Raw genomic sequence first — 18,367 nt, forward strand, 5'->3', positions numbered from 1 at the left:
GCCCGTGTCACAGTGATAGCCATGACCTTCAACGAGGGCCTGCAAATCGACCCGAACCGGGTGAGTGGTGGCGGCGGCGGACCGGGCATGGGCGGCGGATTGGCTCTCGGCGGCGGTGCCGTGGGCATCATCGCGGTGATCGTGGCGTTGCTGCTGGGCGGTGACCCGGGCAGCATCCTGGGCCAGTTCACCGGCGCGGACAGCAAGACCCAGTCGAACACCGCGGTCACTCCACAGCACTGCAAGACCGGTGCGGACGCCAACAAGTACGTCGATTGCCGGGTGATCGCCACCGCGCAGAGCCTCGACGGGGTGTGGAGCACCGAGCTGTCCAAACAGACCAACCGCAAGTACGTGGTCCCGAAGGTCACGCTGTTCTCGGGTGCGGTCAACACCGCCTGCGGCAAGGCGTCCTCGGCGGTGGGCCCGTTCTACTGTCCCGCCGACCAGACCGCTTATTTCGACACCAGTTTCTTCCAGGAACTGGTCGACCGCTTCGGCTCCAGCGGCGGCCCGCTCGCCCAGGAGTACGTGGTCGCCCACGAGTTCGGCCACCACATCCAGAACCTGCTCGGCGATATCAACCGCGCCCAGCGCGACCCCAAGGGCCCCGAGTCCGGCGCGGTCCGCACCGAACTCCAGGCGGACTGCTACGCCGGCGTCTGGGCCTACTACGCCGACAAGCTCCCCGCGCCCGGATCCAGCACCCCGTTCCTGAAGCCGTTGACCGACAACGACATCCGCGACGCGCTCTCCGCCGCCTCGGCCGTCGGCGACGACCGCATCCAGAAGGCCTCCACGGGCCGCGTGAACCCCGAGGCGTGGACCCACGGCTCCTCCGAGGAACGCCAGAAGTGGTTCCTCACCGGCTACAAGACCGGCCAGGTCAAGGCCTGTGACACCTTCTCGGCAGCGGACCTGAACAACCCGCCCGCCCTCCGCTGAACGTATCCGCCCCGAGGTCCCCGGTCCCCTGGCCCGGGGACCTCGTCGTCTCGGGCGATGCCCGCTGTCGGCGTGGCTCCGTGGGCGAGCGCCAGGCGGGCGGCAGAATCGGCGGCGGCGGGTGGGTGCCCGCAGGGTAATTCGGAGGAGTGGGATGCGGATCGCCAGGGCGGCAGGACTTTTCGGTGAAATGGGACAGGGGGAGGTGTCATGGCGTCGAGGCGGTGTGCCGCGGCGACGCGGGTGGCGCGCGGCGGCGGCCACGGCGGCGGCGACCGTGATGCTCACGGGTGCGGGAGGATTCGCGATGGCCGATCCGGCGCCCGCGCCCGCGCGGTCGGTGGCGCTGTTCACGCTGACGGCCATGCCCGCGGGATGGCAGACGCGCACGGATCTGCACCCGTCGCTCGAGGTCCAGCCCGACGGGCGGGCGGTGAAGCGCGCCGACAACGACGCTCAGCCGGTGAACGGGAGCATCCCCGCCGATGTCCTCGGGGCCGCGGCCACCGAGGTCGAGGCGCTGGCCGCCATGGACATGGGCACGCCGGAGCAGTCCGACAAGGGCACCTCGATCATCGACTACATGCCGCAGTCGCCCGAGCAGGACGTGCACCTGATCGTGTACGCCCCCGAAGTGTCCGACGGGCTCACCGATGACCAGAAGGCGTCCCGCAAGCGCTTCGACGATCTGTTCCAGCGCCTGCTGAACGCCTTCGTTCCGGCCTGACGGCGGAAGCTCAGCCGACCGTCCAGGTCTCGCGGCCGGTGAGCAGCTCCTGCAGCGAGTCACCGCTCACCGGTGTGCGCTCGACGGCGGTGGTCAGCTGGGCGCGGACGCCGTCGTCGTAGGTGGGCCGGGAGACGCTGCGGAAGATGCCGGTCACCACGTGGGTGAGGTCCTGGTCGGACAGGCGGGACAGGGCGTAGGCGTATTCCGGGTGGTCGGTATAGGCGTCGTGAACCACCAGCTCGGACTCGGCGACGCTGTCGGCGCGCGCCACCCGCAGGCCGAAACCGTCGCGGACCACGGCGAATTCACCGTCCGCGCCGAAACGGATCGGCTCACCGTGCCGCAAACGGATGAGATGCGATTCGGCGTTCTCCCGGCGCAGCGCGTCGAACGAGCCGTCATTGAAGATCGGGCAGTCCTGCAGGATCTCCACGAACGAGGTGCCGCGGTGCTCGGCGGCGGCGCGCAGCACCTCGTTGAGCCCGGTCCGATCCGAGTCCAGCGCCCGGGCCGCGAAGGTGGCCTCGGCGCCGAGCGCGACCGACAGGGTGTTGAACGGATGGTCCACCGAGCCCATCGGAGTGGACTTGGTGACCTTCCCGGCCTCCGAGGTCGGCGAGTACTGCCCCTTGGTGAGGCCGTAGATCCGGTTGTTGAACAACAGGATCGTCATGTTCACATTGCGGCGCAGCGCGTGGATGAGGTGATTGCCGCCGATGGACAGCGCGTCGCCGTCCCCGGTCACCACCCAGACCGACAGGTCGGGCCGGGTCACCGCCATACCGGTGGCGATGGCCGGGGCCCGCCCGTGGATCGAATGGATCCCGTACGCCTCCAGGTAGTACGGGAACCGGCTCGAGCAGCCGATACCGGACACGAACATGAGGTTCTCGCGCTCGAGCCCCAGATCGGCCAGGAAGCCGCGCACGGTGGCCAGGATGACGTAGTCGCCACAGCCCGGGCACCAGCGCACCTCCTGATCGGAGGTGTAGTCCTTCGCCTTCTGCGGCCCGTCGGCCCGCGGCACGCCGGACAGTCCGGAGAGACCGAGATCGGTTCCCACGAGCGGATTTTCGAGAATGGTCATCACTTGCCCCCTGGGGTCCGGTAGGTCGCCCGCGCGCGTGCGGCGAAGGCCTTGGCCTGTTCCATCTCCGCGATGGAACCGTCCAGGGCCGCGTCGATGACGCCGACCAGTTCCTGTGCTTGGAAGGCGGTGCCCGCGATCTTGGTCCACGGTTGCACGTCCACCAGGTAGCGGGCGCGCAGCAGCATGGCCAGCTGGCCGCCGTTCATCTCCGGGCAGACCACGGTGCGGTAGCGGCGCAGCACCTCGCCGAGGTTGGCCGGGAAGGGATTCAGATGCCGCAGATGCGCCTGCGCCACCGGCACCCCGCGCCGCCGCGCCCGCCGGCACGCCTCGCCGATCGGCCCGTAGGAGCTGCCCCAGCCGATGAGCAGCAGTTCGGCGCGATCCCCCGGATCGTCGACCTCGAGGTCGGGCACCGCGATGCCGTCGATCTTGGCCTGCCGGATCCGCACCATCAGCTCGTGATTGGCCGGTTCGTAGGAGATATTGCCGCTGCCGTCGGCCTTTTCGAGCCCGCCGATGCGGTGGGCGCGGCCCACGGTGCCGGGCACGGCCAGCGGCCGGGCCAGGGTCTCCGGATCGCGCGCGTAGGGCTGGAACGAATCCCCCTCCGCGCCACCGGGTTCGAAGCCGGGATCGATCGGGGCCAGCTCGGTGACCTGCGGAATCGCCCACGGCTCGGAACCATTGGCGATGGCGCCGTCGGACAGCAGCAGCACCGGGGTGCGGTAGGTCAGTGCGATGCGGGCCGCGTCCAACGCGGCGTCGAAGCAGTCCGCGGGCGAGCGCGGCGCGACGATGGCCACCGGCGACTCGCCATTGCGCCCGTAGAGCGCCTGCAGTAGGTCGGCCTGTTCGGTTTTGGTGGGCAGTCCGGTGGACGGCCCGCCGCGCTGCACGTCGATGATCACCAGCGGCAGCTCGGTCATGACGGCCAGGCCGATGGTCTCACTCTTGAGCGCCAAGCCCGGACCGGACGTACTGGTCACCCCGAGCGCACCGCCCAGTGCCGCGCCCAGCGCCGCGCCGATGCCGGCGATCTCGTCCTCGGCCTGGAAGGTGGTGACGCCGAAGTTCTTGTGCTTGCTCAGTTCGTGCAGGATGTCCGAGGCCGGGGTGATCGGGTAGGTGCCCAGGAAGACCGGCAGCCCGGACAGCTGCCCGGCGGTGACGATGCCGTAGGCGAGCGCGGTGTTCCCGGTGATCTGCCGGTAGGTGCCGGGCGGCAGCGTCGCGGGAGCTACCTCGTAGGTGGTGGCGAAGGCCTCGGTCGTTTCGCCGTAATTCCAGCCTGCCCGGAATGCGAGGATATTCGCTTCGGCGACATCCGGTATGGCCGCGAATTTCTCCCGCATGAACTGTTCGGTGCCGCCGATGGGCCGCCCGTACATCCAGGACAGCAAACCGAGCGCGAACATATTCTTCGCGCGCTGCCCATCCTTTTTACCCACACCGGTCGGCTCGGTTGCCCCGAGCGTCAGCGAGGTCATGGGCACCCGGTGCACCACGAAATCGGTCAACGTGTCATCGGTGAGCGGATCACCGGCATAACCGACCTTGGCGAGATTGCGTTTGGTGAATTCGTCAGTATTCACGATCACCGTCGCCCCGCGGGCCAAATCCTCCAGATTCGCCTTCAGCGCAGCGGGATTCATGGCCACCAGCACGTCCGGCTGGTCACCCGCGGTGAGGATGTCGTAGTCCGCGATCTGGATCTGAAACGACGACACGCCAGGCAGGGTGCCCTGGGGTGCGCGGATCTCCGCGGGAAAGTTCGGTTGGGTGGCAAGGTCATTGCCGAAGGCGGCTGCCTCGTGGGTGAAACGGTCACCGGTGAGCTGCATACCGTCACCGGAGTCACCCGCGAAGCGGATGACCACCCTCTCCAGTTTCTCGACCGCCAATTTCCCTGTGGCGCCGCCGTTTCCGGCCGTCACAGAGTCGTCATGCTGCGAAACCATGCGCGTGCATCACTTCCTCGTCAGGTGTGAGGTACCAACGCCAAACTACTCCGCAATATTCGCGACACACCCGTGAAGTGCAATGGTTTCGATCAAAGAACCGCCGTCAGGCGAACAACGCCAACTGCGGATCGGGCGTGTGCGATTCGGCGGCGCGGACCTCGGGTTCGGCCGGCCGATCACGGTTCAAACGGTGCTTCTCCAGCAACGGCTCGATTCGGCCGCGTAGCCACGCAGAATACTCCAGTGTCACCGAAGTACTGCGACCATACAGCTGCCGGTAGCGCCGCAGCAGCGCCGGGTGGGCTTCGGCCAGCCAGTTGAGGAACCACCCGCGGGTGGAACCGCGCAGATGCATGGGGAAGGCCGTGACGCCGGCGGCCCCGGCCTCGGCGATGGCGGCGAAGAGCGCGTCGAGATGCGCCTGCGAGTCGGTGAGATACGGAATGACCGGCGCCACCATGACATTCACCGCGAATCCGGCATCGGCCAGGGTGCGCACCAGCTCCAGCCGCGCCCGCGGCGACGGCGTGCCGGGCTCGAGGCCGCGGTGCAGCTCCTCATCCAGAATGGCGATGGAGACCGCGAGATGCACCGGCACCTGCCCGGCGGCCTGGACCAGCAGTGGCAGATCCCGCCGCAACAGCGTGCCTTTGGTCAGGATCGAGAATCCGGTGCCGGATTCGGCAAGCGCGGAGATGATGCCGGGCATGAGCCGGTAGCGGCCCTCGGCGCGCTGGTAGGGATCGGTATTCGTGCCCAGCGCAACCGATTCCCGCCGCCACGACCGCCTGTGCAGTTCGCGCCGAAGAATCGGGACCACATTGGTCTTGACCACGATCTGGGAGTCGAAATCCGCGCCCGCGTCCAGGTCGAGGTACTCGTGCGTACCGCGAGCGAAGCAGTAGCGGCACGCGTGCGAGCAACCACGCATGGGATTGATGGTCCAGCTGAAGGGCAGATTGCTGTCGGGCACCCGGTTCAGGGCACTCTTGCAGAGCACCTCGTGAAACGTGATGCCCTCGAAGTCGGGCGTCTGTACGCTGCGTACGAAGCCCGCACGTTCGAGCCCGGGCAGCGCGCCGTCATCGGCGCCGAGGGTTTGCCTTTGCCAACGCACTACCCCAGTCGAACATGCGTTCTAACGACTGTCAAGCAATCTTCTGCGTGTCGGCCTCGATCGGATGCCCGTTGTAGAAGGCGACCAGATCGCGAATGGTCTGCTCGGCCGGACGCGGACGGTAGCCCAGCTCCTCCGCGGCCTTGGCGTGCTCGACGATCGGCGCCGACAGCAGCGCGCCCATGGCCGCCTTGGAGATGCGGTCGCTGCCCAGCGCGCGGGCGACGGGCTCCATGACCGGCATGCACGCGTTGATGACCTTGGCCGGAATCGCGAAGGCGGGCTTCATCTTCCCGTTGACCTCGGCCGCGGTGCGGGTGGCCTGGAACATGTCGGTGAAGTGCCCGCCGAGCAGGTAGTTCTCACCGGTGCGGCCGCGCTCGCTCGCGAGCACCAGGCCCTGCGCCACGTCACGCACGTCGACCAGGTCGAAGCCGCCGCTGATCATGACCGGCACGCGGCCACGCGCGGCGTCCCACAGCGTGGTGTTGATCCGGGAGGCGGTGTTGTCGATCGGGCCGTACACACCGGTCGGGTTGCACACCACCGCGTCCAGGCCCTTGTCGATGATCTTGCGGAGCTCGATCTCGCCCTGCCACTTGGAGCGGTCGTACACCGGCAGATCCGGATCGATGGACCGCGGCGAACGCTCGTTGATCCGGCCGCCACAGCAGTACTGGTTGAACGCGTGAATGGAGCTGGTGTGCACCATCCGCCGCACGCCGACCTCACGCGCGGCGTCCGCGACGATGCGCACGCCCTCGGTGTTGACCCGCCAGGCCACGTCGTTCTTGTGGGCCAGGGTGATGAGCGCGACGAGGTGGTAGACCACCTCGGCGCCGTCCAGGGCCGCCCGCATGGACGCCGGATCGAGCACGTCGCCGTTGACCCAGGTGACACCGGGCTGACTCGCGCCCGCGACCCGGTCGATGGCCGTCACTTCGTGACCGCGATCGGTAAGCAGGCGAAGCAAATTGGTGCCAAGGAACCCGGCAGCGCCGGTGACTGCGACCTTCATGGTGACGAGAATATAGAACTTGTTCTAATTTGCAACAACGGTGCCGTCGCGGTGTGGCCGCGCACGCCACGCCGGTCCGGACGCTGAAGGCGCTATATTCGCCATCCGTATGTCCATGACGATCAGGGGGGCGTTGCCATGGCCGATCTCTCGGTCGACACCGGTGCGGTTCGCAGATTCGCCGCGGCGCAGGACGCCGTCGCCGCCGACATCGCCGCCCAGGGCGGCCGCGACACGGTATCCCACGTCGCGGCGATGACACCGGTCTTCGGACTCATCGGCGCGGACTTCCTGGCCGGCTTCGCGGTCGCCGAGTTGCTGCACCACCGCGATATCGACGCCCTCTCGGCCCGCTTCGGCGCGCTCGGTCAGGCGGCCTTCGGATCGGCCGCCACCTACGACACCACCGACGCCGACTTCGCCCGGGGTTTGGGCGCGGTGGCCGGGCAGATCGGCGAACAGTCATGAGGCCGTTCGAATCCGGCGTCATCGATGTGCTCCGCCCGGCCGATCCGGACAGCAGCGGACGGGGAGCCGAGAGCACGACCGTCCTCTCGCCGGGCCCGATCCCGGAGCTGACACTGGATGCCGTGCCCGATGACGTGCCCACGTTCGAACCGGACGCATTCGGCGATGACCATGCCGTACCCGGTTTCACGGCCGTGTTGCCGCCGCTGCCCGCCGACCCGGTCGGAGATCTCGTGCAGGGCCTGACCGTCCCCGCGATTCCGGGACTGGACGCGCTGTTCAAACCGTTCCTGGAGCTGCTGCAGAGCTTCGGCACCGGCGTCCTCGGCGAGTTGAATCCCGCGACTCTGCTCAGCACCGGGTCGAAGGTCATCGGGTCCGCGGTCCAGGTCGGCGGTGGCGCGCTCGGGACCGTCGAATCCCTGTGGCAGGGAGCTGCTTCTCAGAGGGCGCAGGAGTCGGGCCGCCAGGCCTGTAACCACGGCCAGGAGACGACGCAGCGCGGTTTCGACCTGTCGTCGATCACGACTCGGGCCGCGTCCGTGGTGCAGCAGGGCAACATCCAGCTCACCGCCATCGCTCAGGCCTTCGCCGAAGAGGCCACGGCACTCGCCCCCTTGATCCTCACCCCGATCGGGCAGACCACGCTGCTCTCCTCGGCCACCTACCACCTCGGTGAGGCCGTCGCGGTCGTCAATGCCACCCAGGGCGAACTCTCCGGCTACACCGCGCAGGTACAGGGCATCATCGGCCAGCTGCTCGGACGAAGCGGCGGCGCGGACCCGGCCGAGGTCGCGCGGTCGCTCGCGGAGAACATCGGCAGGCCGATCCTGGAGCAGGCCAAGACCCTGCTCGAAAGTGGTCTGCACGCAACAACTCCCACATCGGGTACGCCAGGACGAACCGCTCCGGCCGGTGGCCTCCCGGATACCGGTGCGGCCGGTGTCGGTGCAGGCGGCAGTGGTGGCATCGGAGCCGGTGGCGGCGGCATGCCCTCGACGCCAGGCGGCCCGGGTGCCTCGATCCCCGGCGGCAAGATCGCCAATCCGGCCGATCCGTTCGGCACGGGCACGGCCGGTATCCCAGGCGTCGGCAGTCCGGCCGGTTCCGGTTTCCTGGGCTCCCCCGCCGCGGCGGGCGCGCGCAAGGGCGGCGCGGCAGACGGCCGGCACGGTCGCACCGTGCAGCCACACCCGAGCCCCACCGCCGAAAGCGAACTCACCGGCAACCTGGGCATCTTCGCCCCCGGCGTCATCGGACAGGCCGAGGATAGCCCGGATCCGGCAGACTCCGATCCGGCCTGAACCCAGTGCGGCACAGCCGCTTTCACCCGGCCCCGGACAGCAGAATGCCGCGGCGATCGGGTCGGGTACCCCGGTCACCGCGGCATCGGTGGAGGCCGAAATGCGGCTGTACACCCCGCGGGCTCGGCCACCGTTCAGGGCGCGCGATGAGCACGCCGCGGTGGATTACACCGCGGTCGGCCGCGTCTGCGCGTCGATTCCGCCGTCGATGACGAACTGGGCGCCATGGATGAAGCCGGCCTGCGGGCCGATCAGGTAAGCGATGAGGGAGGCGATCTCCTCGGGCTTGCCGTTGCGGCCGATGGGGGCCACGAAGTTGCGGATGGCGTCCCCGTAGCGCGGGTCGTCCAGACCGGCCTGCAGCAGCGGGGTTTCGACACTGCCGGGGGCGACGGTGTTCAGGCGCACGCCCGCCGCGCCCCACTCGACGGCGCGTTCGCGCACGGCCACGGTGACGGCGTTCTTGGAGGACGCGTAGGCGTAGTGGCCCGCGAAATCCCCGGCCCGGGCGAAGGCCTCGGCCTCGGTGCCGGAGGCGATCGGGTTGTCCTCCCACTTGATCTGGGTGGAGGCGACCGACGAAACCACCACGGCGGCAGGGTTTTCGCCCTTGCGCAGCGCGGGCAGCAGGGCGTCGAGCAGGGCGACGGTGGCCCGGTAGTTGATCTCCACGATCAGGTTCGGGTCGGGCACCTGGGGGCCGACGCCCGCGCACAGCACCAGCCCGTCCAGCACTCCCCCGGACCGCTCCACGATCTCCTCGACGGCGGCGGCCCGCGCCGCGGCGTCGGTGAGGTCGACGGTGATGTCGGCGTTGCGCAGATCGATCCCGATGATGTCGTGCCCGGCGGCGCGCAGGGCGGCGGCGGTGGCCGCGCCGATGCCGGAACCGGAGCCGGTGATGGCGATCGTCATGACGCGATTAGAACAAGATCCAGGAATTCGAACAAGCCCACCGGGACGGGCATCTCAACCACCGGGACCGCAACGACCGGGCGGTCGGCCGCTGGGATACGACAAATGACCACCCCCTGCACGATCGGGTGCCGGGGGTGCGGATCGCTCGTTCGACTGCTTTTCCCGCGAGCCTCCCGCTAGCATCACTTCAAGAACTAGAATCGGTTCTAGTTTTTAGCACCTGGCTCACTGTCGAGAGGACGATCGATGCGCTTCACCTACGCGGAGGCGATGACCAACCCGGACTACTACATCCCCCTCGCGCAGGCCGCCGAGGCCGCCGGGTTCCACAGCATCACCGTGGCCGACAGCATCGCCTACCCGGCCGAGTCGGATTCCAAGTACCCGTACACCGCCGACGGCAATCGCGAGTTCCTGGACGGCAAGCCGTTCATCGAGACCTTCGTGCTGTCGGCCGCCATCGCCGCGGCCACCACCACGCTGCGGCAGACCCCGTTCGTGCTCAAGCTGCCCATCCGCCCGCCGGTGCTGGTGGCCAAACAGGCCAGCTCCCTGGCCCGCCTGAGCAACAACCGCTTCGCGCTGGGCGTGGGCATCAGCCCGTGGCCGGAGGACTTCCAGATCATGGGCGTCCCGTTCGAGAAGCGCGGCAAGCGCATCGACGAGTGCATCGAGATCGTGCGCGGCCTGTCCACCGGCGAGTACTTCGAGTACCACGGCGAGTTCTACGACATCCCGAAGATCAAGCTCACCCCCGCCCCGACCGAGCCGCTGCCGATCCTGCTCGGCGGGCACAGCGATGCCGCGCTGCGCCGCGCGGTGCGGTTGTGCGACGGCTGGATGCACGCCGGCGGCAAGGCCGACGAACTGGACAAGTACCTCGCGCGCATCAACGAGCTGCGCAGTGAGCGCGACAATCCGGGCGAGTTCGAAATCCACGCCGTCTCCCGCGACGGCTACACCACCGACGGGGTCAAGCGCCTCGAGGAGAAGGGCATCACCGATCTGATCGTCGGTTTCCGCAACTCGTACTCCATGGAGCACGACACCGAGTCGCTGGAGGAGAAGATCGTCAAGATCAAGTGGTACGGCGAGAACGTGATCAACAAGCTGAGCTGATCACCACCGCCGATCAGGACCGCTTCGCGTACCCCAGGTCGATCACGGCGTCGCGCTCGCGCACGAGTTCCGCGACGCTCTGGTCGATCCGGGTGCGGGCGAAGTCGCCGATCTCCAGGTCCGGCACGATGGTGTATTCGCCGTCGGCGCAGGTCACCGGGAACGAGCTGATCAGTCCCTCCGGCACCCCGTAGGAGCCGTCCGAGGGCACCGCCATCGAGGTCCAGTCGCCGGGCGCGGTGCCCAGCACCCAGTCGTGGATGTGGTCGATGGCGGCGCTGGCCGCGCTCGCCGCCGAGGACGCGCCGCGGGCCTTGATGATGGCGGTGCCGCGCTGCTGCACGGTCGGGATGAAATCGCCGGTCACCCAGGCGTCGTCACCGATCAGTTCGAGCGCGCCGCGCCCGCCGACGGTCGCGTGCGCGAGGTCCGGGTACTGGGTCGCGGAGTGGTTGCCCCACACCGTGATCCGCGCGATGTCGGCGGCCGCCGCCCCGGTCTTCTTCGCGACCTGCGCGATCGCCCGATTGTGGTCCAGCCGGGTGAGGGCGGTGAACCGGCCGGCGGGCACGTCGGGCGCGTTGCTCATGGCGATGAAGGCATTGGTGTTGGCCGGGTTCCCGACCACCAGCACCCGGATGTCGCCGGCCGCATTGGCATTGATGGCCGCGCCCTGATCGGTGAAGATCGGCCCGTTGGCGGCCAGCAGATCCGAGCGTTCCATGCCCGCGGTCCGCGGCCGCGCCCCCACCAGAATTCCGATATTGGCACCCTCGAACCCGATCCACGGATCATCGGCGATGTCGATTCCGGCCAGCAGCGGGAACGCCCCGTCCTCGAGTTCCATCGCCACGCCCTCGAGCGAGCCGACGGCGGCGGGAATCTCCAACAGCCGCAACCGCACCGACGTCTCGGACCCGAGCAGCGCGCCCGACGCGATACGGAAGAGCAACCCGTAGGCGATCTGCCCGGCTGCTCCGGTCACGGTGACGGTCACTGGCGCGGTGGTGCTCACGACGATCTCCTCGCGATGGCGGGTAGGTCCGCTTTCACCCTAGCCAGGCTCACATCCCGGCGTCCCGTCCCGTGAGCAGTGCGTGAGCAAACAGACATCGGCGACCGCCGGCGAATCCACCTCGGGGATCGGCGAATTGGCCGGTCAGTGGGCGAGGTCGGCGATGTCGGAGTCGGTGAGGACGACGGGGGCGACCTGGTCGCGGGCGCGGACCAGGCGGACGGCGCGGTAGAGCGGGCGTTGCTCGGCGACGGCGTCGCGGGCCTCGGCGCGCAGCTGCTGAACCAGGAGTTCGGAGATGGCGAGGGCGGCGGCGAGCGGGCAGCCGGCCAGGGCGTCGGCGAGTTTGCGCAGGCCCAGGATGTGGAGTTCGCGGCCGCTGCCGGCGTCGCTGTAGAGGGCCAGCGGCACGACTTGGGTATCGGGGCCCGCGGTGACCCGCAGCACGATGCGGCTGATCCGCCCCGGATAGACCAGGATTTCGGCGGCGGTGGCGGCGGCGAGGTCCAGGCGGTGTTCGCCACGCCAGGTGCGGGCGCGGATAACGGTGCCGGACACCATGATTCGCCGCCGCTGCACGGCGACGGCGTAGAGCGCGGTCGGCGCGCCGAGCACCAGCCCGGTGGCGAGGGCGATCGGCCAATGCACGAACAGCGCCATCAGCAATCCGACGCCGATACCGATGCCGAGCGCGGCCAGGGTGAGCTTGCGCAGGGCCGGCGCCAGCAGTTCGGGGGCGACCAGGTCGAGGCCGACTTCGCCGGCGGACCCCGGTTTCGATTCTTCAGTCACAGCAGCGCATTCGTCCAAGTCTCGATGGGTCGTGCCTACCGGCGGCACGTACCGCCCCCGCGACGCCCCGCACGGTACCAGCAGGTCCATACCCCGTACCGCGATTTCCGCGACCCCGAGCCCGTGTCCTCCCCACCCCGGGCCGGGGCCGGCGTGGCGACCGCGGGCGGTCCGGACGGCGGCGCTGCCCGGACCGCCCGGCGGATCAGTCCTCTTCGCCCGCGAACAGGGCCGCGACCTGGGCGACGGCCTCGTCGAGGGGGATCTGACGCTGTTTCCCGGTGCTCAGATCCTTGAGCCCGATCTCCCCCTCGGCGACCTCGCGGTCACCGAGGACCAGGGCCACCTGCGCCCCCGACTTGTCGGCCGCCTTCATGGCGCCCTTCATGCCGCGGCCGCCGTAGGCGAGGTCGGTGCGGATGCCGGCCTTGCGCAGCTCGGCGGCCAGTACGACCAGGCGCTGCTTGGCGACCTCACCGAGCGGGACGCCGAACACCTGGACGCGCGGTCCGCCGACGGCCGACTTGCCCTCGGCCTCGAGCGCCAGCACCGTGCGGTCGACGCCGATGCCGAAGCCGATGCCCGACAGCGGCTGCCCGCCGAGCTCGGCCATCAGCCCGTCGTAGCGGCCGCCGCCGCCGATGCCGGACTGCGCGCCCAGCCCGTCGTGCACGAATTCGAAGGTGGTCTTCGTGTAGTAGTCGAGCCCGCGCACCATGCGCGGATTGACGACGTACGGCACCCCGAGCGCGTCGAGGTGGCCGAGGACCTGGTCGAAGTGCGCCTTGGCCGACTCCGACAGGTGGTCGATCATGAGCGGCGCGTCCGCGGTCATCTCCTTGACCTCGGGGCGCTTGTCGTCGAGCACCCGCAGCGGGTTGATCTGCGCCCGGCGCTTGGTCTCCTCGTCCAGCGGCAGCTTGAACAGGAAGTCCTGCAACAGTTCCCGATACTGCGGCCGGCAGGTCTCGTCGCCGAGCGAGGTGAGCTCGAGCCGGAAGCCCGCCAGTCCCAGCCCGCGGAATCCGGCGTCGGCGATGGCGATGACCTCGGCGTCCAGCGCCGGATCATCGATGCCGATGGCCTCCACGCCGACCTGCTGCAGCTGCCGGTAGCGACCCTTCTGCGGGCGCTCGTACCGGAAGAACGGCCCGGCGTAGCAGAGCTTCACGGGCAGCGCGCCGCGGTCGAGGCCGTGCTCGATGACCGCGCGCATGACGCCGGCGGTGCCTTCGGGACGCAGGGTGAAGCTCTCGCCATTGCGGTCGGCGAAGGTCCACATCTCCTTGGAGACGACATCGGTGGATTCGCCCACACCCCGCGCGAACAGGGCGGTCTCTTCGAAGATCGGCAGCTCGACATGCCCGTATCCGGCCAATCGCGCGGTCGCCACGAGCGCGTCGCGGACGGCGACGAACTCGGCGGACGTGGGCGGCAGATAGTCGGGGACCCCCCTCGGGGCACGGAAGCTGCTGGTCTTGGTCACGATCCCCAGTTTTCACCACGGCCGTCCGCCAAGTCCAACCGGTTACCGGCCGACGGCCTCGGCGGCCTGCCATATGTAGGTTTTTCTCAGCGAATGCAGGTAATGTCTGCCGCGGCCGCTGGGCTGACGGCCGCAGTCTGTACAGACATCAGATACCGACCGTTCACGGAGGGACAGTTAGTGCCGAGCAATGAACAGCGACGCGCTGCGGCGAAGCGGAAGCTGGAGCGTCAACTGGAGAATCGGGCCCAGCGGGCGCGCAAGCGCAAGCAACTTACCATCGCGGCATCGGCCCTCGGTGTCGTGGTCGCGGTCGCGGCCGGTGTCGGCATCTACTTCCTGACCAAGGGTGATGACAACAGCACCAGCGCCAAGCCTTCGGAGACTCCGGACGCCTCGCTGACCGCGGCTCCCCCGCCGGCCGCCAAGGCCAAGCCGGCCTCGGTCAGCTGTGAGTACCGTCCGTCGCAGAAGCCGGCCGACAAGCCGGTGAATCCGCCGAGCACGGCCAACATCTCCACCGCCGGTGATGTCAAGGCGACCATGGACACCAGCCAGGGTGCGATCTCCATGACCCTGACCCCGAGTGAATCCCCCTGCACGGTCAACAGTTTCGAGAGTCTGACCAAGCAGAAGTTCTTCGACAACACCAGCTGCCACCGCATCACCACCGGCAAGGGCCTGCAGGTGCTGCAGTGCGGCGACCCGACCGCGAGCGGAATGGGCGGCCCGGGTTACGAATTCGACAACGAATACCCAACCGACCAGTACGGCCAGAATGATCAAGCGGCCCAGTACCCGGTCGCCTACAAGCGCGGCGTGCTCGCCATGGCCAATGCCGGCCCGGGCACCAATGGCAGCCAGTTCTTCCTGGTCTACGGCGATTCCCAGCTGCCGCCGCAGTACACCATCTTCGGCACGGTCGACGACGCCGGCCTGGCGACCCTCGACAAGATCGCCAAGGCGGGCGTCCAGGGCGGCGGCCAGGACGGCAAGCCGGCCGCGGACGTGAACATCCAGTCGGTCCAAATCAACTGACCAGCATGGTTTTTCGGGCCCGGTGCATCCCGCGCCGGGCCCGTTCCTTTTCCGGCGAAGGTCTCGGAAAGGTCCCGTTGAACCTCTTGCCTAAGGCTTCCCTAACCAAAGAAAATCCTGAGTTTTCCAAGACCTGCCGGAATTGTGCGATATATGCTGGATCGCGACGCGCGCGTACGGTGGTTTCGCAGTTTTCGCTGGTAATCTCGTAGAACGGAGTACCAAGGCGTAGTAAAGCCCACCGGGCAATCCCCATCCGGGCCGCGCCAACGCCTTTCGTTCTCCCGGTGTCCACGTTTGCAGGCGGGACAGCTCCGCAGAACCATCGTTCGCGTGGCGATATCCGTGACGAAGCACCACAATCATCCACAGTGATCCAACTGCAGCATCGGGGAGCAGGCAATGGCCGAGGAACTCGACGACATCGGCCGCGAAACAGCGGCGATGATGAGGCAAATGTTGCAGCTCGCGACACTTGTCGCGCTGCGCACCCGGGAACGTGGCCAGAAGGAAGCGGAAGCACGCGTCAGGGTCACCGAGGCCCGGCAGAAGGAAACCCGTGAGCGTCGCCTGCGCGAGGCCGCGGATGCCAAGGCACGCGATCCGCGCAACCGCGAACTCTCGCGAATCTTGGAGCGCCCCACACGCGAACGGGCGGGCGGCGGCGTATCCCTCGAAAAGGATCGATTCTCCGCCCAGGCGGAGGCCTCGCGCATGGCCGCGCAGCAGGCCGGCCGCGGCTCCGCGCGATACGACTCGGTGGAGCGGCGAACCGCTCTGGCCCAACACCTTTCGCGCATGGGCATCTCGCCCGAACTGCAATCGGTACGGCTGCTGATGGAGGTCGGACAGGCCCAGTCGGCACAGGACGCGGTGCGACTCCGGGAGCAGGAGGCGGCGCAGCGGCGGGTCCGGGAGCAGGAAGCGCACGAGCGGGAGCGCGAACGCGCTCGCTCGCGTGAACGAGTCTGAGTAGCAATAGTTTCGAACCGTGGCGGATCGTAACCCGATCCGCCACTTTCCGTTTCGGCGCCGGAACCATACCGGCGCCCCGGTTTTCCGTCAGAGCGGGAATTCCCCGATGGTGGGATTGCTGAACAGGCCCTGCTGAGGGGACTTCAACGGCAGCGGCGTGAGCATGTCCTTGTGGCCGTTGCGCACACTGCAGTACTTGAACGGGCCCTTGGGATCGAACAGTTTCGCCATGTGCGGATCGGCGTGGTCGAGGAACCAGATGCTCAGTCCGGTCTTGCCGTCGTAGCGGAAGTGCTCCCACGCCCGCCACATGGCGTCCAGTCGCGCGACCGCCTCGGCGTGCTTCCACCATTCGGGGCACCACACGGTGTCGCTGATATCGGTCACCTGGCGGCGGTACACGAGGCTGAGGTAGTTCTCGACGAACTCGACCACGCTCGCGTAGACCATGGGTGTTGACTCTTCGCTCACAGCGGTCGGACCTCCTTGGGAGCCGAAACATCCGGCAGTGTCTCTTTGATCACCGTGGGGCTGATCAGATCGGAAATCTCGGTCTTGCGCGTCGGGGACGGATCGTGGGCTTCGATCGACCGCTCGACGGCGGCGGCGTCGGGGCCCTCCCACCACGGCACCGTGCGCACCAGCACCGCCGGTGTGCCCGAGGCGAACAGGATGGCGCGCCCGCGTGGCAGGGTCGCCAGGGCGTGCGCGTTGAACGTGCGCGAGGAGCTCAGCGAGCGCGAATAGCTCTTGCCGCCCTTCGATTCCGAGACCGACTGCGAGATGCTGTCGTAGTCGCCGATGGCCTCGGAGCGCTGCTGCAGGAAGGCCATGTCGTCGATGCCGCTGCCGATGACCTTGATATTGGCGGCGCCCCAGAGCGCCTCCATGCCGTCGGGTCCCCAGCAGCGCGCGCCCTGTGCCCAGGACTGCAGCACCGTCATCACCACGATGCCGCGAGAACCGAAGTGGCTGTACTGCTTCGGCAGATCCTTCCAGCGCACGACATTGGCGGCCTCGTCGAGGGCGGCCAGCAGCGGCACCTGGAGCCGCCCGCCCGGGGACCGCGACGCCTCCCGCGAGGCCACGTCGATCACCGCGGCGGTCAGGGCGCTCACCAGCGGCGCCGCCGAGCCCCGGCCCTCCAGCGACAGGCAGTACAGGGTGCCGTTGCGCTCCAGGAATTCCAGTTCGTCGAAGGCCGTCCGGCCGCCGTTGGGGATGATCCACGGCTGGATGTGCGGGAACTTCAGGCACCGGATCATCGCCTTCGCGCCACCGAAAATGCCGTCGCGCGTACGGATGTCGAGGTTGTACTGCCCGGCCAGTCCCTCGGCCATGTAGTGCTTCGAGTTCGCGCGCAGGATCTCGATGGGCGTGGTGTCCATCGGATTGTTCACCCATTCCCAGGCGCGCAGGATATTGCTGCCCTCGAAGCCCGCGGCCAGGAACAGCGCCGCGAGCAGATCCTCGGCTTCGGGGTCGAAGTAGGAGTCGGCGCCCTGGCCCGCGGACGGACTGCCCTCGGCGTCGGAGAAGTGACCCGCGAGGCTGACCGCCCGCACCTCGCAGCCGGGCCGGTGTACGTCGACCCAGGCCAGCGGATCCCAGTACCAGCCGGGTTCCTGCTGCGCCTGCAGATCGTGCGAATCCGGCGCCACGCCTTGCGGATCGAAGACGAAGATCTGACTGCCCTTGTCGGCACGCACATCCCGGGTGGCGTCGACGACGTCGCGCTTGTTTGAGGTGACGACCACCGGGCCGATGGCGGCGAGCACGGCCGGGATCACCCGGGAGGTGGTCTTGCCCTGGCGCGGACCCCAGATGTCGACCTGCAGATCCTCATAGGAGCCGTACATCATCTCGCCGTCGGCGACCGACATACCGATCGGGATGCCCGGCACCAGGACATCACCGGGCCGCATCAGCGAACCGGGAATGATCATGTCCCCGTTGAAGTGCATGTGCAGCGGCACGCCGATCTGGCCGGCCTTCTCGCGCACGCCGGACAGCGTGAGCGGCTTGATGGCCCCGCCGGTGCCCATGTGATCGGCCTTGTCGTCGATCGCTAGTCGGCCCTTCTTGGCGTTCTCCGCGCGACGGCGCTTGTAGAACACCCAGCCGAGCGACGAGCCGACCACGAGCAGGATGATCACCGTCGCGGCGGTCGGCCACTTCAGGTCGCCCTTGATCAGGCTGACCACGATGGCGATCGGATTGATCGGCAGGTGCTGTCGCGGGGAGCTCAGCAGGTTGCCCAATTGCACTGCCAGCCACAGGGTTCCGAAGATGTAGAAACCCGCGTATACGAGGTGCAGGGTACGATCGGGACCCGGCTCGGCCGGGTCCGCAATCGGTTTCTTCGCCATCTCTAACCTCCTGGGATGA

The 18,367-nt window shown here is 68.3% G+C and carries 17 protein-coding genes; 7 read left to right on the plus strand and 10 right to left on the minus strand.

The features are described 5' to 3' along the window. The first annotated feature begins 21 nt into the window (after positions 1-21). Positions 22-945, plus strand: coding sequence for a KPN_02809 family neutral zinc metallopeptidase (ypfJ, locus tag ON33_RS12385; protein WP_040858592.1), 924 nt, complete (start codon positions 22-24; stop codon positions 943-945). A gap of 307 nt (positions 946-1,252) precedes the next feature. Then, entirely contained in the window at positions 1,253-1,672 is a 420-nt protein-coding gene (locus ON33_RS12390) for a hypothetical protein (RefSeq protein ID WP_245550496.1), read from the plus strand. Positions 1,673-1,682: 10 nt separating this feature from the next. On the opposite strand, the gene ON33_RS12395 is transcribed toward ON33_RS12390, so the two are convergent. The 4 genes from ON33_RS12395 to ON33_RS12410 all read right to left on the minus strand — a co-directional run bounded on the left by ON33_RS12395 (position 1,683) and on the right by ON33_RS12410 (position 6,864). Continuing rightward, positions 1,683-2,762: a 2-oxoacid:ferredoxin oxidoreductase subunit beta gene (locus ON33_RS12395; RefSeq protein ID WP_040858595.1), complete on the minus strand. Its 1,080-nt coding sequence runs from the start codon at positions 2,760-2,762 to the stop codon at positions 1,683-1,685. Further along, on the minus strand, positions 2,762-4,726 hold the full coding sequence (locus tag ON33_RS12400; RefSeq protein ID WP_083868907.1) for a 2-oxoacid:acceptor oxidoreductase subunit alpha: 1,965 nt from the start codon (positions 4,724-4,726) through the stop codon (positions 2,762-2,764). The genes ON33_RS12395 and ON33_RS12400 overlap by 1 nt, the downstream gene beginning before the upstream one ends. Before the next feature lie 106 nt (positions 4,727-4,832). Further along, positions 4,833-5,846 (minus strand): Rv2578c family radical SAM protein, encoded by a 1,014-nt coding sequence (locus tag ON33_RS12405; protein ID WP_040858596.1) that lies wholly within the window; start codon positions 5,844-5,846, stop codon positions 4,833-4,835. A 31-nt stretch (positions 5,847-5,877) separates the two neighbouring features. Next, complete coding sequence (locus ON33_RS12410) at positions 5,878-6,864, minus strand: NAD-dependent epimerase/dehydratase family protein (protein ID WP_040858597.1); 987 nt, start codon at positions 6,862-6,864, stop codon at positions 5,878-5,880. A 138-nt stretch (positions 6,865-7,002) separates the two neighbouring features. On the opposite strand from ON33_RS12410, the gene ON33_RS12415 reads away from it, so the two are divergent. After that, entirely contained in the window at positions 7,003-7,332 is a 330-nt protein-coding gene (locus ON33_RS12415) for a type VII secretion target (protein ID WP_040858598.1), read from the plus strand. After that, on the plus strand, positions 7,329-8,636 hold the full coding sequence (locus ON33_RS12420) for a hypothetical protein (protein WP_051151960.1): 1,308 nt from the start codon (positions 7,329-7,331) through the stop codon (positions 8,634-8,636). The genes ON33_RS12415 and ON33_RS12420 overlap by 4 nt, the downstream gene beginning before the upstream one ends. 165 nt (positions 8,637-8,801) lie before the next feature. Here ON33_RS12420 and ON33_RS12425 read toward each other — a convergent pair whose 3' ends face one another. Next, positions 8,802-9,551 (minus strand): SDR family oxidoreductase, encoded by a 750-nt coding sequence (locus tag ON33_RS12425; RefSeq protein ID WP_040858600.1) that lies wholly within the window; start codon positions 9,549-9,551, stop codon positions 8,802-8,804. 249 nt (positions 9,552-9,800) lie between these two features. Here ON33_RS12425 and ON33_RS12430 point away from each other — a divergent pair, with 249 nt between their 5' ends. Continuing rightward, on the plus strand, positions 9,801-10,673 hold the full coding sequence (locus tag ON33_RS12430; protein WP_040858601.1) for a TIGR03619 family F420-dependent LLM class oxidoreductase: 873 nt from the start codon (positions 9,801-9,803) through the stop codon (positions 10,671-10,673). A gap of 13 nt (positions 10,674-10,686) precedes the next feature. Here the strand turns inward: ON33_RS12430 and ON33_RS12435 are convergent, their stop codons facing one another. From ON33_RS12435 to hisS, 3 genes are all read right to left on the minus strand, one after another. Then, positions 10,687-11,688 (minus strand): malate dehydrogenase, encoded by a 1,002-nt coding sequence (locus tag ON33_RS12435; protein ID WP_040858603.1) that lies wholly within the window; start codon positions 11,686-11,688, stop codon positions 10,687-10,689. A 144-nt stretch (positions 11,689-11,832) separates the two neighbouring features. Next, positions 11,833-12,480: a hypothetical protein gene (locus ON33_RS12440; protein ID WP_040858605.1), complete on the minus strand. Its 648-nt coding sequence runs from the start codon at positions 12,478-12,480 to the stop codon at positions 11,833-11,835. Positions 12,481-12,685: 205 nt separating this feature from the next. Then, a complete protein-coding gene (hisS, locus tag ON33_RS12445) occupies positions 12,686-13,966 on the minus strand; it encodes a histidine--tRNA ligase (protein ID WP_040858607.1) in 1,281 nt (426 codons plus the stop codon). Positions 13,967-14,146: 180 nt separating this feature from the next. Between hisS and ON33_RS12450 the strand changes: the two genes are divergently transcribed. Both ON33_RS12450 and ON33_RS12455 read left to right on the plus strand, forming a co-directional pair. Beyond that, positions 14,147-15,004, plus strand: coding sequence for a peptidylprolyl isomerase (locus tag ON33_RS12450; protein ID WP_040858608.1), 858 nt, complete (start codon positions 14,147-14,149; stop codon positions 15,002-15,004). Between the two features lie 402 nt (positions 15,005-15,406). After that, positions 15,407-15,976: a hypothetical protein gene (locus tag ON33_RS12455; protein ID WP_040858610.1), complete on the plus strand. Its 570-nt coding sequence runs from the start codon at positions 15,407-15,409 to the stop codon at positions 15,974-15,976. A 90-nt stretch (positions 15,977-16,066) separates the two neighbouring features. On the opposite strand, the gene ON33_RS12460 is transcribed toward ON33_RS12455, so the two are convergent. Then, positions 16,067-16,450, minus strand: coding sequence for a DUF4913 domain-containing protein (locus ON33_RS12460; protein WP_245550497.1), 384 nt, complete (start codon positions 16,448-16,450; stop codon positions 16,067-16,069). Next, positions 16,447-18,348 carry a type IV secretory system conjugative DNA transfer family protein gene (locus tag ON33_RS12465; protein ID WP_040858614.1) on the minus strand — a complete coding sequence of 634 codons (1,902 nt, stop codon included), beginning with the start codon at positions 18,346-18,348 and terminating at the stop codon, positions 16,447-16,449. Before ON33_RS12465 ends, ON33_RS12460 begins: the two co-directional genes overlap by 4 nt. Positions 18,349-18,367 lie beyond the last annotated feature (19 nt).

The organism is Nocardia niigatensis NBRC 100131, from assembly GCF_000308655.1.
GTDB lineage: Bacteria > Actinomycetota > Actinomycetes > Mycobacteriales > Mycobacteriaceae > Nocardia > Nocardia niigatensis.

Excerpts from the sequence above, each read along its gene's own strand:
- ON33_RS12425 (WP_040858600.1), bottom strand. The coding sequence starts at position 9,551 with ATGACGATCGCCATCACCGGCTCCGGTTCCGGCATCGGCGCGGCCACC.
- ON33_RS12430 (WP_040858601.1), top strand. The coding sequence starts at position 9,801 with ATGCGCTTCACCTACGCGGAGGCGATGACCAACCCGGACTACTACATC.
- ypfJ (WP_040858592.1), top strand. The coding sequence starts at position 22 with ATGACCTTCAACGAGGGCCTGCAAATCGACCCGAACCGGGTGAGTGGT.
- ON33_RS12390 (WP_245550496.1), top strand. The coding sequence starts at position 1,253 with ATGGCCGATCCGGCGCCCGCGCCCGCGCGGTCGGTGGCGCTGTTCACG.
- ON33_RS12400 (WP_083868907.1), bottom strand. The coding sequence starts at position 4,726 with ATGGTTTCGCAGCATGACGACTCTGTGACGGCCGGAAACGGCGGCGCC.
- ON33_RS12395 (WP_040858595.1), bottom strand. The coding sequence starts at position 2,762 with ATGACCATTCTCGAAAATCCGCTCGTGGGAACCGATCTCGGTCTCTCC.
- ON33_RS12410 (WP_040858597.1), bottom strand. The coding sequence starts at position 6,864 with ATGAAGGTCGCAGTCACCGGCGCTGCCGGGTTCCTTGGCACCAATTTG.
- ON33_RS12420 (WP_051151960.1), top strand. The coding sequence starts at position 7,329 with ATGAGGCCGTTCGAATCCGGCGTCATCGATGTGCTCCGCCCGGCCGAT.
- ON33_RS12465 (WP_040858614.1), bottom strand. The coding sequence starts at position 18,348 with ATGGCGAAGAAACCGATTGCGGACCCGGCCGAGCCGGGTCCCGATCGT.
- ON33_RS12455 (WP_040858610.1), top strand. The coding sequence starts at position 15,407 with ATGGCCGAGGAACTCGACGACATCGGCCGCGAAACAGCGGCGATGATG.
- ON33_RS12415 (WP_040858598.1), top strand. The coding sequence starts at position 7,003 with ATGGCCGATCTCTCGGTCGACACCGGTGCGGTTCGCAGATTCGCCGCG.